General features: G+C 75.3%; 1 protein-coding gene. It reads left to right on the forward strand.

Annotation, left to right across the window (positions count from 1 at the left end):
• The first annotated feature begins 7 nt into the window (after positions 1 to 7).
• Positions 8 to 19882 carry an amino acid adenylation domain-containing protein gene (locus tag ACWEFJ_RS22640; RefSeq protein ID WP_449714938.1) on the forward strand — a complete coding sequence of 6625 codons (19875 nt, stop codon included), beginning with the start codon at positions 8 to 10 and terminating at the stop codon, positions 19880 to 19882.

Genomic DNA, 19882 nt, shown 5'->3' on the forward strand with positions numbered 1-19882 from the left:
TCGACGGATGCACAGCCGGGCGGACGAGGTGACGCGGGACGGCGGAGCGGCCGAGGACGGGCCGTTCCTGCCGGGTGGGCTGGAGGACGCCTACCCGATGTCGGAGCTGCAGGTCGGCATGGTCTACGAGATGGAGCGGGACCCGGACCGGCTGCCGTACCACAACGTGCACACCCTGCGGATCGCCGCGCCGTTCGACGAGCGGTGCTTCCGCGACGCGGTGGCCGCCGTCGTCGCCCGGCACCCCGTCCTGCGCACCTCGTTCGCCCTGGTCGGCTTCAGCGAGCCGATGCAACTGGTCTACGGCGCCGCCGAGGTGCCGCTGGTCGTGGCCGACCTGCGCGGCACGAGCCCGAGCGCCGCCCGTGACGCGGTGTCGGCCTACGTCGTCGCCGAGCGGCGCACCCCGCTGGACCTGTCCGTGCCGCCGCTGTGCCGGATGGGCGTGCACGTGCTGTCCGACGACGCGTTCCAGTGGACGCTCACCGAGCACCACGCCATCCTCGACGGCTGGAGCCTGGCGTCGGTCGTCGCCGAGCTGATCGGCTCCTACCGGCGACTCCTGGCGGGCGAGGCGCTGGTGGCCGCGCCGCTGCGCTCGACCTACGCCGACTACGTCGCCGCCGAGCGGGAGGCCCTGGCCTCGCCGGAGAGCAACGACTTCTGGCGCACCCTCCTGGCGGAGCCGCCGGACAGCCGCCTGCCGCGCTGGCCCGCCGACCGGGCGGTGGCGTTGACCGCCGGGCCGGTCGACGGGGAGCGGCACGTCCGGGACGAGAGCCGGGGCTACGGCTCGCTGATCACGCCCCTGGGCGGGGAGCTGGAGTCCGCGCTCCGCGAGCTGGCGCGGCAGTGGCGGGTGCCGGTGAAGGCGGTGCTGCTGGCCGCGCACGTGAAGGTGATGAGCCTGGTCACCGGTTCCCGGGACGTGGTGGTCGGGCTCACCGCCAACGGGCGGCTGGAGGTCGAGGGCGGGGCCGACGTGTGCGGCCTGTTCGTCAACACCGTGCCGTTCCGCGTCGCGCTGCCCGACGGCGGTTGGCGCGACCTGGTCCGGTCCGTGTTCGACGCCGAGAACGCCCTGCTGCCGCACCGGCGCTACCCGATGGGCGTGCTGCAACGGGAGCTGGGCGGCTCGCCGCTGTTCGAGACCAACTTCGTCTACACCGACTTCCAGCAGATCACCGAGGCGGCGGGCGACGACGCCGACGCCGGGGAGCAGGCCGTCGCCGACGTCTCGCGCACGCACTTCGCCCTGGTCGTCGCGTTCGGCCGGGAACCGGGCCTCGACGGCCTGTGCCTGCAACTGGAGTACGACGCGCGGGCGTTCCCCGCCGTGCAGCTCGCCGCCCTGCGCGACTACTACCTGCGGGTGTTGGCGGAGATGGTGGCCGCCCCGGACGCCGCGCACCGCTGGGTGTCGTTGCTGGGCGAGGACGAGCGGTCGTTGCTGGAGTCGTGGAACTCGACGGTGGCCGATGTCCCGCAGGTGTTGGTGCACCGGATGGTGGAGGAGCGCGCGGCGGCGGCACCGGACTCGGTGGCGCTGGTGTCGGGTGACGTGTCGCTGTCGTACGGGGAGCTGAACGCGCGGGCGAACCGGCTGGCGCGCCGGCTGCGCGACCTCGGTGTCGGGGTCGACAGCGCGGTCGGGGTCTGCGTCGGGCGGTCGGTGGAGATGGTCGTCACCTGGCTCGCCGTGCTCAAGGCCGGCGGCCTGTACGTGCCGCTGGACCCCGACTTCCCGACCGCCCGCCTGGAGTTCATGCTCCGGCAGGCCGGGACCGGGCTCGTGCTGGCCGCGCCGACCGCCGCGCCCGCCGTCCCCGCCGGTCCGTGGCGGGTGCTGGTGGTGGGCGACGAGCTGTGGGCGGAGGGCAGCGCGGAGGACCTGCCGGGCGGGGCCGGGTTGGACAACGGTTGCTACGTCATCTTCACGTCGGGCTCGACGGGGCAGCCCAAGGGCGTGGTGACGCGGCACCGCAACGTGGTCGAGCTGCTGCACGGCGGTGACACCATGACGGTCCGGGCGGACGACACGGTGTTGCAGATCGCCCCGTCGTCGTTCGACGTGTCCACGTTCGAGGTGTGGGCGCCCTTGGTCGCCGGCGCGCGGTTGGTGCTCGCGCCCGCGGTGCGCTACGGGCCGGCGGAGATCGCGCGGTGGGTGGCCGAGTCCGGTGTGACGGTGCTGCACGCGACGGCGTCGCTGTTCGCGTTGCTCGTGGACCACGAGCCGCAGGCGTTCGACGGGTTGCGGCGTTTCCTGACCGGCAGCGAGACCGTGTCGCCGCAGCACGTGGTGCGGATCCTGGAGCGCTGCCCGGAGTTGGAGCTGGTCAACTGCTGGGGTCCGACGGAGACCACGACGTTCTCGGTGTGCGGTTCGTTCCGGCGCGGTGACGTGCCCTCGGGGGCGCTGCCGCTGGGCGTGCCGTTGGCGAACACCGAGGTGTGGGTGCTCGACGAGGTCGGCATGCCGGTCCCGGTCGGGTCGCCCGGCGAGCTGTACGTGTCGGGCCCGTGCCTGGCGCGCGGGTACCTGGGGCGGCCCGCGCTGTCGGCGGAGCGGTTCCTGCCGCACCCGTTCCGGCCCGGCGAGCGGCTGTACCGCACGGGCGACCGGGGCCGCTGGTCCGTGGACGGCCTGGTCGAGTTCCTGGGCCGCACCGACCACATGGTGAAGGTGCGCGGGTACCGGGTGGAGCTGGGCGAGGTCGAGTCGGCCCTGCGCGACCACCCCGACGTGCGCGAGTGCGTCGTGGTGACGCGCGCCAACACGGCCGCCGGCGTGGACCTGGTGGCCTACCTGGTGGCCGACGGCGAGGCGCCGGCCGGCGACCGGGTGCGGGCGTGGCTCGGCGCGCGGTTGCCCGCGTACATGGTGCCCCGGCTGTTCGTCTTCCTCGACGCGATGCCGCTCACCGCGAACGCGAAGGTGGACCGGCGCGCGCTGCCGGAGCCCGACGAGGTGCGCCCCGACGTGGCGCAGGAGTTCGTCGCCCCGGTCGGCGAGCTGGAGGAGCGGCTGGCCGACATCTGGCGCCGCGTGCTGGGCGTGGACCGGGTCGGGCGGCACGACGACTTCTTCGACCTGGGCGGCGACTCCATCCGCAGCATCCAGGTCCTCGGCGAGGCGCGGGAGGCGGGGCTGCCCGCCGCGCTGGCGACGCTGCTGGCGCACCCGACCCCGGCCGGGCTCGCCGCCGCGCTCGGCGGCGGCGTCGAGGAGGGGCCGCGCTCGGAGCCCTTCTCGCTGCTGGACGACGACGACCGCGCGCTGCTCCCGGACGGCCTGGAGGACGCCTACCCGATGGCGGAACTCCAGGCGGGCATGGTCTTCGAGATGGAGCGCGACCCCGGCCGCACCCCGTACCACAACGTCCACACCATGCGGCTGACCGGCGCGTTCGACGCGGCGGCCTTCCGCGAGGCGCTGACCCGCGTGACCGCACGGCACCCGGTCCTGCGGACGTCGTTCGACCTGAGCCGCTACCGCGTGCCGACGCAGCTCGTGCACCGGGACGTCGAGATCCCGCTGACCGTGGTGGACCTGCGCGGGACGGCGCCGGACGCGGGGCGCGCGGCGGTGGACGAGCACGTGGCCGTCGAACGGCGCACCGCCTTCGACCCGACCGTCGCGCCGCTGTGCCGGATGGGCGTGCACGTGCTGTCCGACGACGCGTTCCAGTGGACCGTCACCGAGCACCACGCCATCCTCGACGGCTGGAGCCTGACCTCCACCCTCGCCGAGATCAGCACCACCTACGAGGAGCTGCTGGCCGGGCGCGACCCCCGACCCGGACCGCTGCGCTCCCACTACCGCGACTTCATCGCCGCCGAGCGCGAGGCCCTGTCCTCGCCGGCCGCCCGCGCCTACTGGCACGACCTGCTCGCCGGCAGCGAGGGCAGCCCGCTGCCGCGCTGGTCGGTCGCCGCGCCCGAGGCGCTGGGCGACACCGTGCCCGGCGAGCGGCACGACCGCGACGAGGAGCTGGGCCACGGCTCGCTGGTCACCACGCTGTCCGCCGAGCGGCGGGCGGCCGTCGAGGACTTCGCCCGCCGGGCCGGCGTCCCGGTCAAGACCGCGCTGCTCGCCGCGCACCTCAAGGTGATCGCCACCGCCACCGGCCGGCCGGGTGACGTGACGATCGGCCTGTCCTCGCACGGGCGGTTGGAGGAGGCGGACGGCGCGGAGGTGCGCGGCCTGTTCCTCAACACCCTCCCGTTCCGCGTCGCGCTGCCGGACGCGAGCTGGGAGGACCTGGCCCGCGCCGTCCTCGCGGCCGAGCACGACGCCCTGCCGCACCGCCGCTACCCGATGGCCGCGCTCCAGCGCGAACTCGGCGGCGGGTCGCTGTTCGACGTGGGCTTCGTCTACAACGACTTCCACCGGTTCGGCCGGCTGGCCGAGGGCGACGGCGCGTGGCGGCTCGACGCCGGCGACCAGGGGTCCACCGGCTCCAGCCGCACGAGCTTCCCGCTGCTGGTGTCGTTCAGCCGCGAGGCCGGTTCCGCGGAGCTGCGCCTGGAACTGGAGTACGACACCCGCAAGCTCACCCGCGACCAGGTCACCCTGCTGCGCGACCACCACCTGCGCGCGATCGGCGCGATGACCGCCGAGCCCGCCGCCCGCCACACCCGGGTCGCGCTGGTCTCCGGTGACGAGGCCCGCCGGCTGGCCGAGTGGTCGCGGCCCGCGACGGTGGTGCCCGGCGCGGCGACGGTGCACGACCTGGTGGCGGCCGTGACCGCCGAACGCCCCGACGCGCCGGCGCTGACCGACGGCATCACCCTGACCTACCGCGAACTGGCCGACCGCGCCGACGCGCTGGCCCGCCGCCTGCGGCGCCTGGGCGTCGGCCCGGAGGTGTGCGTCGGGGTGTGCGTGGAGCGGTCGTGGCAGACCGTGGTGGCGTGCCTGGCGGTGCTGCGCGCGGGCGGGGTGTACGTGCCGCTGGACACGGCGTTCCCGGCCGACCGCATGGACTTCATGCTGCGGGACGTCGGCGCGCCGCTGGTCGTGGTGCACGCGGAGACCGCGGCCGCCGTCCCGGAGGGGCCGTGGGAGCAGGTCGACCTCGACGACGTGCCCGACGCCGGGGACGTGGACCTGCCGGCCGCGGGGCCGGACCACGGGTGCTACGTGATCTTCACGTCGGGGTCGACCGGGCGTCCCAAGGGGACGGTGGTGACGCACCGGAACGTGGTGCGGCTGGTGCGCGGCGTGCGCGAGTGGCTGCCGTTCGGGCCGGACGACGTGTGGTCGCTGTTCCACAGCTTCGCGTTCGACTTCTCCGTCTGGGAGATGTGGGGCGCGTTGACCACCGGCGGCCGGCTCGTGGTGGTGCCGCACGCGGTGAGCCGGGACGTGGAGGCGTTCCACCGGCTGGTGCGCGACGAGCGCGTGACGATCCTGAGCCAGACGCCCTCGGCGTTCCGCCAGTTCGAGACGGCCGACGAGCGGCTGGGCGGCGACCTCGCGCTGCGCGCCGTGGTGTTCGGCGGCGAGGCGCTGCACCGGCCGTCGGTGCGGCGGTGGGCGTCCCGGCACGGGTACGCCGCGCCGCTGCTGGTCAACATGTACGGGATCACCGAGACCACCGTCCACGTCACGTACCTGGAGCTGGACGCGGGGCACGTGGACGGCGACGTGAGCCCGATCGGGCGTCCGCTGCCGGACCTCGGCGCGCACGTGCTGGACGAGCACGGGATCCCCTGCCCGGTCGGCGTCACCGGCGAGCTGCACGTCTCCGGGGCCGGCGTGACCCGCGGTTACGTGGCACGTCCGGCGCTGACCGCGCAGCGGTTCGTGCCCGACCACCTGTCCGGCGCGGAGGGCGCGCGGCTGTACCGCAGCGGCGACCTGGCCCGCTGGAACGCCCGCGGCGGGCTGGAGTACCTGGGCCGGGGCGACGCGCAGGTCAAGGTCCGCGGCTACCGGATCGAGACGGGGGAGATCGAGAACGTCCTCGCCGGCCACCCCCGGCTGCTGGAGGCCGCCGTCACCCCGCACACCGACGCCGAGGGGCGGACCGACCTGGTCGCCTACCTCGTGCCCGACGACGCGCCGCCCGCCGCGGACGAGCTGCGGGCCTGGCTCGGCGGCCGGCTGCCGGACTACATGATCCCGCGGCACTTCGTGACGCTGGCCGCGTTGCCGCTGACCCCGCAGGGCAAGGTGGACCGCCGCGCGCTGCCCGAACCCGACGCGCACCGCCCGGAGATGGGGCAGCGGTACGTCCCCCCGGTCGGCGAGGTCGAGGAGCTGCTGGCCGACATCTGGCGCCGGGTGCTGGGCGTGGACCGGGTGGGGCGGCACGACAACTTCTTCGACCTGGGCGGCGACTCGATCCGCAGCATCCAGATCCTCGGCCGGGCGCGCGACGCGGGGATCTCGCTGCGGTTGTCGGACCTGCTCGACGCGCCCACCCTGGCCGAGCTGGCGACGACCGCGGCGACCGGCGCGGCGGCGGACCTCCCGGCCACCAGCCCGTTCTCGCTCGTGGCCGAGGCCGACCGCGCGCTGCTGCCGTCCGGGCTGGTCGACGCGTACCCGATGGCGCAGCTCCAGGTCGGCATGGTCTACGAGATGGAGCGCGACCGTGCGCGCAATCCGTACCACAACGTGGAGACGATGCGCCTGGCCGGCCGCTTCGACGAGGCGGCGTTCCGGGAGGCGGTCGCCCAGGTCGTGGCCCGGCACCCGGTGCTGCGCACGTCGTTCGACCTGGTGGCGTTCAGCGAGCCCCTGCAACTGGTGCACGCCGCCGTCGAGGTGCCGTTCACCGTGGTCGACCTGCGGGACGCCTCCGCCGAGCAGCGGCGCGCGGTGTTGCTGGACCACGTCCGGGAGCAGCAGGCGGCCCGGTTCGACCTGGCCGAGGCCCCGCTGTGCCGGATGGCCGTGCACGTGCTGTCCGACCACTCCTTCCAGTGGACCATCACCGAGCACCACTCCATCCTGGACGGCTGGAGCGTGGTCTCCACCCTGGCCGAGATCACCGACCGCTACCACCGCCTGCTCGCCGGCGAACGCCCGCCGGTCGAGCCGCTGCGCTCCACGTACCGCGACTTCGTCGCCGCCGAACGGGCCGCCCTGGACTCGCCGGAGAGCCGGGACTACTGGCGGTCCCGCCTCGCCGACGCGCCGGACGGCCGGATCGCCCGGTGGCCCGGCGGGTACCCGGCCGCCGATCACCTGGCCGGCGACACGGTCGCCGGTGAGCGCCACGAGCGCGACGAGGCCGCGGGCCACGGGTCGTTGACCACGCCGTTGCCCGCCGAGTTGCTGCGCGGCCTGGAGGAGTTCGCCGGGCGCGCCGGGGTGTCGCTCAAGACCGTCGTGCTCGCCGCGCACCTCAAGGTGCTCGGCCTGGTCACCGGCTCGACCGACGTGCTGGTCGGCCTGACCGCCAACGGGCGGCTGGAGGAGGCCGACGGCGCGGAGGCGCGCGGCCTGTTCCTCAACACCGTGCCCCTGCGGGTGCGGTTGCCCGAGGGCGATTGGCACGACCTCGCCCGCGCGGTCCACGCCGCCGAACGCGACCTGCTCCCGCACCGCCGCTACCCGATGGCGGCGCTGCAACGGGAGCTGGGCGGCGGCGGGCCGCTGTTCCACAGCAACGTCACCTACAACAACTTCCACCGGATCGCGCGGCTCGCGACGGACGGCACGCTCGACCAGGCCGGCGCGGACCCGGTGCTGCCCGGCGTGGCGCGCACCAACTTCCCGCTGGACGTGACCTTCAGCCACGAACCCGGCGCGGACGGGATGCTGCTGGAGATCGACTACGCGCTCGACGGCCTCACCGCCGGCCAGGTCACCCGGTTGCGGGACAGCCACCTGCGGGCGTTGCGGGCCATGGCCGCCGACGGCGCGGCGCACCACGGCGCGGCGTCCCTGCTGTGCCCCGAGGAGGAGCGGCTGCTCGCCTCCTGGCAGGGCACGGACGCGCCCGTGTCCGGGCTGCCGGTGCACGAGCTGCTGCGCGAGCGGGCCGCGCGGTGGCCGGCCGCGGTGGCGGTCGAGTCGGGCGGCGACGAGCTGACCTTCGCCGGGCTGGACGCACGCAGCGAGTCCCTGGCGCGGCGCCTGGCCGCGACCGGCGTGCGGCGCGGCGACGTGGTGGGCCTGCACCTGCGGCCGGGCGTGGACGCGATCGTCGCGGTGTGGGCGGCGTGGAAGGCCGGCGCGGCGTTCCTGCCGCTGGACCCGGAGCTGCCGCCCGCCCGCCTGCGGGTGATGCTGGACGACACCGACCCGGCCGTGGTCGTGTCACGCGAGACGGCCGACCTCGGCCCGCGGCCGACCCTGTCCCCGGACGCCGACGCCGACGCGCCGGAAGTGGAGCTGCCCCGCGTGGGGCCGCGCGACCTGGCGTACGTGATGTTCACGTCCGGTTCGACGGGCCGGCCCAAGGGCGTGATGGTCGACCACGGCGGCCTGGCGAACTTCGCCGAAGCGCTCCTGCTGCCGCGCCTGCGCCGGGGCGGGATCGACCCCGGGCGGCAGGCGCGCGTGCTGACCGGGACGTCCGCGTTCATCTCCGACTTCTTCCTCGAACAGGTCCTCCCGCTGCTGGACGGCCACCGGCTGCTGGTGCTGTCCGGCTCGGAGGCCCGCGACCCGCGCCTGCTGGTGGAGCGCGCCCAGGACCCGCAACGGGCGGTGGACGTCATCGACGCCACCACCTCACAGGTGCAGTTGATGGTGGAGGCGGGTCTGCTGGACGCGCCGCACCCGCCGAGGCTGATCGCGATCGGCGGCGAGGCGTGCCCGCCCGACCTGTGGCGGGAGCTGCGCTCGCGCCCCGCCGTGGCGGCGCACAACACCTACGGCCCCGCCGAGGCCGCGGTCGACGCGACGTTCGCCGACATCGGCGCGCACGGTGCGCCGGTGATCGGCCGGCCGTACGGCAACGTGCGGGCCTACCTGGTGGACGAGACCCTGTCGCTGGTCGCGCCGGGCGCGGCCGGGGAGATCGTGATCGGCGGTCCCGGCGTGGGCCGGGGTTACGTGAACCGCCCGGCGGCGACGGCGGCGGTGTTCGTGCCGAACCCCTGGGGCGAGCCGGGCAGCCGGCTCTACCGCACGGGCGACCTCGGCCGGTACACGCCGGACGGCCAGATCGAGTTCCTCGGGCGCGGCGACTTCCAGGTCAAGATCCTCGGCCAGCGGGTCGAACCGGAAGAGGTCGAGGCCGTCCTGCGCGCCCACCCGGCGGTCGAGGCGGCGGCCGTGACCGCGCGGCCCGCGCCCGACGGCCGGTTGCGGCTGGTCGCGCACCTGGTCGCGGCGGGCGGTGCCCCGGTGGACCGGGACGACGTCCGCGACCACCTCGCCGCCCGGCTGCCGGCGGCGGCGGTCCCGAACGTGCTCGTGGTGCTCGACGCGCTGCCGATGACGGTGGGCGGCAAGCTCGACCGCGCCGCGCTGACCGTGCCGGACGACGTCGAGGCGCAACCGGCGCGTCGTGACGTGGTGGCCCCGCGCACCGGGACCGAGCGGCGGGTCGCCGAGGTGTGGCGCGCCTTGCTGGGCGTGTCCGAGATCGGTGTGCACGACGACTTCTTCACCCTCGGCGGCCATTCGCTGCTGGCCGTGCGGTTGGCGATGCGGGTGGGCGCGGAGCTGGCGGTCGACCTGTCGCTGCACGAGGTGTTCGCCCGCCCGACGGTGGCCGCCCAGGCGGAGCTGGTCGACGCGCGTGCGGCGGCCGGCGCGGTCGAGCCGATCGCCCGGGTGGACCGGCCGGCGTCCGGGGACCTGCCCGCCTCGCACGCCCAGGAGCGGCAGTGGTTCCTGTGGCAGCTCAGCCCGGACAGCTCCACCTACCACGTGCCGTGGGGCTACGAGGTGGAGGGCGACCTCGACCTGGCCGTGCTCGCCGCGTCCGTGGACGCCCTCCTCGACCGGCACGAGTCGCTGCGCACCACGCTGCACGTGGACGCGGACGGCCGGGTCCGGCAACGCGTCCGCGAGGTCACGCCCGGCCGCCTGGTCGCGCGGGACGTGGCCGAGGCCGACCTGGCGGGGCTGGTCGAGCAGGCGGTGGCCCGCCCGTTCGACCTGACCGCCGGGCCGGTGCTGCGGGTGGACGTCTGGCGAACCGCGCCGGACCGGCACGTGGTCGTGTTCGTCGCGCACCACATCGCGATCGACGAGTGGTCCCTGGACGTCGTGGACGGTGAGCTGTGGGCCCTGTACCGGGCCGGCGGCGACCCGGAGGCTGCCTCGCTGCCGCCGCTGGACGTCCGGTACGCGGACTACGCGGTGTGGCACCGGGAGCTGGTGGAGCGGCACGGCGCGGACGACCTGGCGTACTGGCGCCGCACGCTCGACGGCACGGTGTCGTCCTGGCCGCGATCCCGCGGCACCAGGGGTGAGGCTCCCGCCGTCGAGGCCGAGCAGTGCACCCGCGTCGTCCCGGCGGACGACCTGGCCGTGCTGGAACGCCTCCGCGCGCAGGCCGGCGCCACCGACTTCATGCTCTACCTGGCCGTCTACAGCCTCCTGCTGGCCCGCCACTCCGGTGAGCGGGACGTGGTGATCGGCGTGCCCGTGTCCGGTCGGTCGCACCCGGACCTCGCGCCGGTGGTCGGGTTCTTCGTGAACACGCTCGCGGTGCGCGTGACGGTCGACCCGGACGAGGACTTCCCGACCTACCTCGACCGCGTCCGGACCGTGGTCCTGGAGGCGTTCGCGCACCAGGAGGCCCCGTTCGAGCAGGTGGTCCGCGCGGTCGCGCCGGACCGCGCCGGGAGCGCCACCCCGCTGTTCCGCACCATGTTCTCCTTCACCGCCGAGACCGGTCACGAGCACCGCGCTGGCCGGGCGCCGGCCGGAACCACCCTGCGCGACCTGCCGATCCAGGGCAGCGGCAGCCGGTTCGACCTGTCGCTGGGCACGACCCGGACGGCGGACGGCCTGCACCTGACCCTCGGGCTCGACGGCGGGTTGTTCGAGGCGGGGGCGGCGCAAGAACTGGTGGCGTCGTTCACCGACCTGCTGCACGCGCTGGGGACGTCGCCGCGCGTCGGGGTGGGCGAGCTGCTGGCCGCGAGCGACCGCGAGCGGGCGGCCATGGCCGGCTGGACCGGTGACTCCTCGCTGCCTGCGCCCGCCACGCCGGTGCACGAGCTGTTGCGGGAGCGGGTCGGTCGGTGGTCGGGCCTGGTGGCGGTGGAGTCGGGTGTCGAGGAGTTGACGTTCGCGGAGTTGGACGCGCGCAGCGAGTCGTTGGCGCGTCACCTGGTGGTTTCCGGTGTGCGGCGTGGTGACGTGGTCGGTTTGCACCTGCGGCCGGGCGTGGACGCGGTGGTGGCGGTGTGGGCGGTGTGGAAGGCGGGTGCCGCGTTCCTGCCGCTGGACCCGGAGCTGCCGCCGGCGCGCCTGGAGATGATGCTGGACGACGCCAAGCCGTCCGTGGTCGTGTCGCGGGACACCGTGCCGGGGTCCTGGCCGACCGTGACGCCGGAGGCCGGGGGAGACGTCCCGGGCGTGGTGCTGCCCAGGGTCGGGCCGCGCGACCTGGCGTACGTGATGTTCACGTCGGGTTCGACGGGCCGGCCCAAGGGCGTGATGGTCGACCACGGCAACCTGGCCAACTACGCCGAGAACCTGGCCCTGCCACGGACCCGCGGAGCCGGCCTCGCGCCCGGGTCCAACGCCCGGGTGGTGACCGGGACGTCGGCGTTCATCTCGGACTTCTTCCTGATGCAGATGATGCCGTTGCTGGACGGCCACCGGCTCCTGGTGGTCTCCGGCGCGGAGGGGCGCGACCCGCGTCGGCTGGTCGAGCGGGCGCACGACCCGGCGCGGGCCGTGGACGTGGTCGGCGTGACCACCTCACAGGTGCAGCTCATGGTCGAGGCCGGCCTGCTGGACGCGCCGCACCCGCCGCGGTTGATCTCCGCCGCCGGCGAGGCGTGCCCGCCGGACCTCTGGCAGGCGTTGCGCGCCCACCCGGACGTGGTGGCGCACAACATCTACGGCCCGGCCGAGGTCTCGGTCGAGATGGCCTGCGCGGACATGTCCGCGCACCCCGCGCCGGTGATCGGGCGCCCGTACGGGAACGTGCGGATGTACCTGGTCGACGCGGACCTCCGGCTGGTGCCTCCCGGCACGGTCGGGGAGATCGTGATCGGCGGTCCGGGCGTGGGTCGGGGTTACGTGAATCGCCCGTCGGCGACGGCGGCGGTGTTCGTGCCCGACCCGTGGGGTGAGCCGGGCGGCCGGCTCTACCGGACGGGCGACCTGGGCCGGTACACGGTGGACGGGCACGTCGAGTTCCTGGGTCGCAACGACCACCAGGTCAAGATCCAGGGCCAGCGCGTCGAGCCGGAAGAGGTCGAGGCGGTGCTGCGCACGCACCCCGCGATCAAGGCCGCCGCGGTGACCGCCCGGCCCGCGGCCGACGGCCGCCCCCGGCTGGTCGCGCACGTCGTCCCGGCGGGCGTGCCCGTCGACCGCGCCGAGCTGCGCGACCACCTCGCGGGCCGACTGCCGGCCGCGGCGGTGCCCGCGGTGTTCGTGGTGGTGGACGCGCTGCCGATGACGGTGGGCGGCAAGCTCGACCGGCGGGCGTTGACCGTGCCGGACGACGTCGAGGCGCAGCCGGCGCGTCGTGACGTGGTGCTGCCGAGGACGGAGACCGAGCGGCGGGTCGCCGAGGTGTGGCGGGCGTTGCTGGGCGTGTCCGAGGTCGGTGTGCACGACGACTTCTTCACGTCGGGCGGGCACTCGCTGTTGGCCGTGCGGTTGGCGATGCGGGTGGGCGCGGAGCTGGGCATCGACCTGCCGTTGCACGAGGTGTTCGCCCGCCCGACCGTCGCCGCCCAGGCGGAGCTGGTCGACCGGAGCGCGTCGGTGGACCGGATTCCCCGGCTCGACCGCACCGGAGGCGACCTGCCCGCGTCGCACGCGCAGGAGCGGCAGTGGGTCCTGTGGCAGCTCGACCCGCGGGGATCGACCTACACCGTGCCGTGGGGTTACGAGATCGAGGGCGACCTCGACCTGACCGCGTTGACCGCCTCGGTGAACGCCCTGGTCGAGCGGCACGAGCCGTTCCGCACCACCCTGCACCTCGACGCGACGGGCCGGGTCCGCCAGCGCGTCGCCGCCACCTGGGACAGCCCGGTCACGGTGCGGGACGCCGCCGCGGCCGACGTGCCCGACCTCGTCGCCGAAGCCGCCCACCGGCCGTTCGACCTCACCACCGGGCCGGTGCTGCGGGCGCACGTCTGGCGGACCGCGCCGGACCGGCACGTGCTCCTGTTCGTCGCCCACCACGTCGCGGTGGACGAGTGGTCGATCGACGTCCTCGGCGACGAGCTGTGGGCGTTGTACCGCGCGGGCGGCGACGCCCGGTCGGCGGCCCTGCGACCGCTGGACGTGCGGTACGCGGACTACGCGGTGTGGCACCGGGATCTGGTGGAGCGGCACGGCGCGGACGACCTGGCGTACTGGCGTCGCACGCTCGACGGCGCCGCGTCGTCTTGGCCGCGCTCGCCCGGCGCCCGCGTGGAGAGCGCCCCGGCCGAGGAGTGCTCGCGGACCGTCCTCCCGGCGGACCTGGCCGGCCTGGACCGGCTCCGGGCCGAGACCGGCGCGACCGACTTCATGCTCTACCTGGCGGTGTACTGCCTCCTGCTGGCCCGGCACTCGGGTGAGCGCGACGTCGTGGTCGGCGTCCCGGTGTCCGGTCGGTCGCACCCGGACCTCGCGCCGGTGGTCGGGTTCTTCGTGAACACGCTCGCGGTGCGCGTGGCCGTGCGCCTCGACGAGGACTTCGCGACCTACCTCGGTCGCGTCCGGACCGTGGTGCTGGAGGCGTTCGAGCACCAGGAAGCGCCGTTCGAGCACGTCGTGCGCGCGGTCGCACCGGACCGCGCCGAGACCGCGAACCCGTTGTTCCGCACCATGTTCTCGTTCACGGCGGGCGGCCACGACGCCGGCGGCACCCCGGACGGCCTGACGGTCCGCGACCTGCCGATGAGCGGCGGCGCCAACCAGTTCGACCTGTCCCTGGGCACCACCCGGACCGCCAACGGCCTTCACCTGACCCTCGGGCTCGACACCGGGCTGTTCACGCCGGGCGCGGCCGAGGAGCTGCTCACCTCGTTCACCGACCTGCTGCACGCGCTGAACACCTCGCCGCGCACCGGTGTGCCGGACCTGCTCCGCGCGAGCGACCGGGAGGAGCGGCGCATCGCGGAGTGGACCGGCGACGGCTCGCTGCCCGCGCCCGCCACGCCGGTGCACGAGCTGTTGCGGGAGCGGGTCGGTCGGTGGTCGGGCCTGGTGGCGGTGGAGTCGGGTGCCGAGGAGTTGACGTTCGCGGAGTTGGACGCGCGCAGCGAGTCGTTGGCGCGTCAGCTAATGGTTTCCGGTGTGCGGCGTGGCGACGTGGTGGGCCTGCACCTGCGGCCGGGCGTGGACGCCGTGGTCGCGGTGTGGGCGGTGTGGAAGGCCGGTGGCGCATTCCTGCCGCTGGACCCCGACCTGCCCGCGGCCCGTTTGACGATGATGCTGGACGACGCCAAGCCGTCCGTGGTCGTGTCGCGGGACACCGTGCCGGGCTCGTGGCCGACCGTGTCCCCGGACGGTGACGCACCCGAGGCGGTCCTACCGCGAGTGGGCGCGGAAGACCTGGCGTACGTGATGTTCACGTCCGGGTCGACCGGGCGGCCCAAGGGCGTGGTGGTCCACCACGGCGGCCTCGCGAACTACGCCGAGCACCTGCTCGTGCCGCGGGTGCGGCAGGCCGGGGTGGCGCCGCACGCCCGGGTGCTCACCGCGACGTCGGCGTTCATCTCCGACTTCTTCCTGGCGCAGGTCCTGGCGCTGCTGGACGGCCACCGGCTGCTGGTCCTGCCCGCCGCCGAGCGCCGCGACCCGCGCCTGCTGGTCGAGCGGGCGCACGACCCGGCGCGAGCGGTGGACGTGGTCGACGCCACCACCTCGCAGGTGCAGTTGATGGTGGAGGCGGGTCTGCTGGACGCGCCGCACCCGCCGAAGCTGGTCGTGATCGGCGGCGAGGCGTGCCCGCCGGACCTGTGGCAGGCGTTGCGCGCCCACCCGGACGTGGTCGCGCACAACACGTACGGACCGGCCGAGGCGACCGTGGACGTGGCGTTCGCGGCCGTCCACGACCACGGCACGCCGGTGCTCGGGCGGCCGTACGGCAACGCGCGGGTGTACCTGGTGGACGAGGCCCTGTCGTTGGTCGCGCCGGGCTCGGTGGGCGAGATCGTGATCGGCGGTCCGGGCGTGGGTCGGGGTTACGTCGGCCGACCGGGGGCGACGGCGGCGGTGTTCGTGCCCGATCCGTGGGGTGAACCGGGCGGTCGGTTGTACCGGACGGGCGACCTGGGCCGGTACACGGCGGACGGGCAGATCGAGTTCCTGGGCCGCAACGACCACCAGGTGAAGATCCAGGGCCAGCGCGTCGAACCGGAAGAGGTCGAGGCCGTGTTGCGCGCCCACCCGGCGGTCGAGGCGGCGGCGGTCACCGCGCAAGCCCTCGGTGGCGACGGCCGGTTGCGGCTGGTCGCCCACCTGGTGACGGCTCCCGGCGCGGTGCTCGACCGGTCGGCGATCCGCGACCACCTCGCGGGTCGGCTGCCCGCGGCGGCGGTCCCGGGCGTGGTCGTGCGGCTGGACGCGCTGCCGATGACGGTGGGCGGCAAGCTCGACCGCGCCGCGCTGACCGTGCCGGACGAGGTCGTGGCGCACCTGCCCGGCCGGGAGCCGGTCCGGCCGAGGACGGAGACCGAGCGGCGGGTCGCCGAGGTGTGGCGGGCGTTGCTGGGCGTGTCCGAGGTCGGTGTGCACGACGACTTCTTCACCCTCGGCGGGCACTCCCTGTTGGCCGTGCGGTTGGCGATGCGGGTGGGCGCGGAGCTGGGCATCGACCTGCCGTTGCACGAGGTGTTCGCCCGCCCGACCGTCGCCGCCCAGGCCGAATTGGTCGACCGGAGCGCGTCCGTGGACCGGATTCCCCGGCTCGACCGCGCCGAACGGGACCTGCCCGCGTCGCACGCCCAGGAGCGGCAGTTCTTCCTGTGGCAGCTCGCCCCCGACGACCCCACCTACAACGTCCCGTGGGGCTACGACGTCCGCGGCGACCTCGACCTGGCCGTGCTGGCACGGGCGGCCGACGCCCTGGTCGAGCGGCACGAGCCGTTCCGCACGACGCTGCACCTCGACGCCGAGGCCCGCGTGGTGCAGCGGATCTCCCCGACCCTCGACCTGGACCTCACGCCGCGGGACGTGCGCGAGGCCGACCTGCCGGCCCTCGTCACCGAGGCGGCCCGCCGGCCGTTCGACCTGGGCTCCGGGCCGGTGCTGCGGGCGCACGTCTGGCGCACCGCGCCCGACCACCACGTGGTCCTGTTCGTCGCCCACCACATCGCGACCGACGAGTGGTCGGCGGAGATCGTGGACCGCGAGCTGTGGGCGTTGTACCGGGCGGGCGGCGACCCGGAGGCCGCCGCGCTGCCGCCGCTGGACGTCCGGTACGCGGACTACGCGGTCTGGCACCGCGAACTGGTGCGGCGGCAGGCGGACGACGACCTCGCGTACTGGCGTCGCACGCTCGACGGCACGGCGTCCTCCTGGCCGCGGTCACGCGGCGTGCGGCAGGAGCACGCGACGGCGGACGCCGACGAGTCCACCGGCACCGTCCCCGTGGCGGACCTGGCCGAGCTGGACCGGCTCCGGGCGGAGACCGGCGCGACCGACTTCATGGTCTACCTGGCGGTGTACTGCCTGCTGGTGGCCCGGCACTCGGGTGAGCGCGACGTCGTCGTGGGCGTCCCGGTGTCCGGTCGGTCGCACCCGGACCTCGCGCCGGTGGTCGGGTTCTTCGTCAACACGCTCGCCGTGCGCGTGACGGTCGACCCGGACGAGGACTTCCCGACCTACCTCGACCGCGTCCGGACCGTGGTGCTGGAGGCGTTCGCGCACCAGGAAGCGCCGTTCGAGCACGTGGTCCGCGCGGTCGCGCCGGACCGCGCCGAGACCGCGAATCCCTTGTTCGGCACCATGTTCTCCTTCACCGCGATCGGGCAGGACGCCGACGGCGCGCCGGACGGCCTGGCCATCGGCGAGGTGCCGATCGGCGGCGGCCGCAGCCGGTTCGACCTCTCGCTGGCCGCCACGCGCACCGCCGACACCCTGCGCCTGGGCCTCGCGGCCGACCCGGGCCTCTTCGAGCCGGGCGCGGCCGAGGAGCTGGTGGCGTCGTTCACCGACCTGCTGCGCGGCCTGAACGCCGCGCCGCGCGCCACCGTGGCGGGGTTCCTGCGGGCCGGCGCCCGCGAGCGGGACCGCATCGCGGGCTGGACCGGCGACGCGTCGCTCCCGGCGGCCGAGGTCCCGGTGCACGAGGTGCTGCGGGAGCGCGTCCGCCGCTGGCCGGACCTGCCGGCCGTGCGGTCGGGCGACGGGACGTTGACGTTCGCCGAGCTGGACGCGCGGGCCGAGCGGCTGGCCCGTCGCCTGGTGGCCGCGGGCGCGCGGCGCGGCGACGTGGTGGGCCTGCACCTGCGGCCCGGTCCGGACGCGGCGATCGCGGTGTGGGCGGTGTGGCTGGCCGGCGGCGCGTTCCTGCCGCTGGACCCGGACCTGCCGCCGGCACGCCTCGCGGTGATGACCGAGGACGCCGCGCCGGCGTTGGTGGTCTCGCGCGAGACCGTGCCGGGCGCGTGGCCGACCGTGTCCCCGGACGGGGACGACGTCCCGGACGTGGCGCTGCCCCGCGTCGGGCCGCGCGACCTGGCGTACGTGATGTTCACGTCCGGCTCGACGGGCCGGCCCAAGGGCGTGATGGTCGACCACGGCAACCTCGCCAACTACGCCGAGAACCTGCTCCTGCCGCGCATGCGGCGGGCCGGGCTCGCCGCCGGCTCGAACGCCCGCGTGGTGACCGGCACCTCGGCGTTCATCTCCGACTTCTTCCTGACCCAGGTCCTGCCGCTGCTGGACGGCCACCAGCTCGTGGTGGTCTCCGGGGCCGAGGGCCGCGACCCGCGCCGACTGGTCGAGCTGGCGCAGGACCCGCACCGGGCGGTGGACGTGGTCGACGTGACCCTGTCCCAGGTCCAGCTCATGGTCGAGGCCGGCCTGCTGGACGCGCCGCACCCGCCGAAGCTGATCGCGGCCGGCGGCGAGGCGTTCCCGCCCGACCTGTGGCGGGAGCTGCGCGCCCACCCGGACGTGGTGTCGCACAACATGTACGGCCCCGCCGAGGCGACCGTGGACGCCGCGTTCGCCGACCTCGCCGCGTACGGCGCGCCGGTGATCGGCCGACCCCACGGCAACGCCCGGGTGTACCTGGTGGACGAGGCCCTGGAGTGGGTGCCGCCGGGCGCGGTCGGGGAGATCGTGATCGGCGGTCCGGGCGTGGGCCGGGGTTACGTGAATCGCCCGGCGGCGACGGCGGCGGTGTTCGTGCCCGACCCGTGGGGTGAGCCGGGCGGCCGGCTCTACCGGACGGGCGACCTGGGCCGGTACACCGTGGACGGGCAGATCGAGTTCCTGGGCCGCAACGACCACCAGGTCAAGATCCAGGGCCAGCGCGTCGAGCCGGAAGAGGTCGAGGCGGCGCTGCGCACCCACCCCGCGGTGCACGCGGCGGCGGTCACCGCGCACCGGTTCGGCGACGGGCAGCTCCGGCTGGTCGCGCACCTGGTCGCGGCCACCGCTCCCGACCGCGACGAACTGCGCGACCACCTGGCCGGCCGCCTGCCGGTCGCCGCGATCCCCTCGGTGTTCGTCCTGCTGGACGAGCTGCCGACGACCGTCGGCGGCAAGGTCGACCGCGCGGCGCTGACCCCGCCCGACGACGTCGAGCCGCACCGCGAGGTGGTGGCGCCGCGCACGGAGACCGAACGGCGCGTCGCCGACGCCTGGCGGGCCGTGCTCGGGGTCTCCCGCATCGGCGTGCACGACGACTTCTTCGCCCTGGGCGGCCACTCGCTGCTCGCCATCCGGCTCACCCTGCGGCTGGGCCGCGACCTGGCGACCGAAATCCCGCTCGCCGACCTCTACACCGCGCCCACCGTCGCCGAGCAGGCCCGGCGGATCGACGCCCGGTCGTCCCACCGAGGGCAGACCGGGAAGGCCGTGGTGCCGCTGGGTGGCGCGCGGGGTGCGCGGCCGCTGGTCCTGGTCCACCCCATCGGCGGCACGCTGTTCGGCTACCGCGACCTGCTCGGCGAGGTGGCGGCCGACTTCGAGGCGTTCGGCGTGCAGGGCCGGATCGGTGACGCGGACTCCGGCGCGACCGACCTCGCCGCGCTGGCCGGGCGCTACGCCGACGAGCTGGTTCCGGTGCTCGGCGACCGGGAACCGGTGGTCGCGGGCTGGTCGGCGGGCGGTGTCATCGCCCACGAACTGGCCCGTGCGCTGACCGACCGGGGCGTCGCGGTCCACCGGCTGGTCCTGGTCGACTCCGACCCGCGACCGGTCGACGCGGACGCCGACGCCGCCGCGCTCGACGCGCTGCGCCGCGAGGTCGCCGAGCACGGACCGGAGCCGCTGCTGCGGTCCGACGACGCCGACCGGCTCTTCGCCACCCTCGGCGTGGACCCGGCGGACGTGGCCGAACTGGACGGTCCCACCGCCGCCGCGCTGATCGCCTTCTGGCGCGACGTGCTCACCGGGCTCGCGGCCCACCGCCCGGCCCCGTTCACGGGCGCCACCGACCTGGTCGTGGCCGGCCGGGACGACGGCGTCGTCGCCGCGTGGCGCGGGCTGACCGGCCCCCTCGGGGTCACCCACGCCGACGGCGACCACTTCCGGCTGCTGCGCCGCCCCCACGTGAAGGCGGTCGCCGACGCCCTCCGCGGCTCCACCGCACAGACAGGAGATTGA

The sequence above is a fragment of the Actinosynnema sp. NPDC004786 genome, assembly GCF_053601135.1.

Bases quoted from the DNA above. Each gene is read 5' to 3' on its own strand.
- ACWEFJ_RS22640 (WP_449714938.1), top strand. From the start codon at position 8: ATGCACAGCCGGGCGGACGAGGTGACGCGGGACGGCGGAGCGGCCGAG.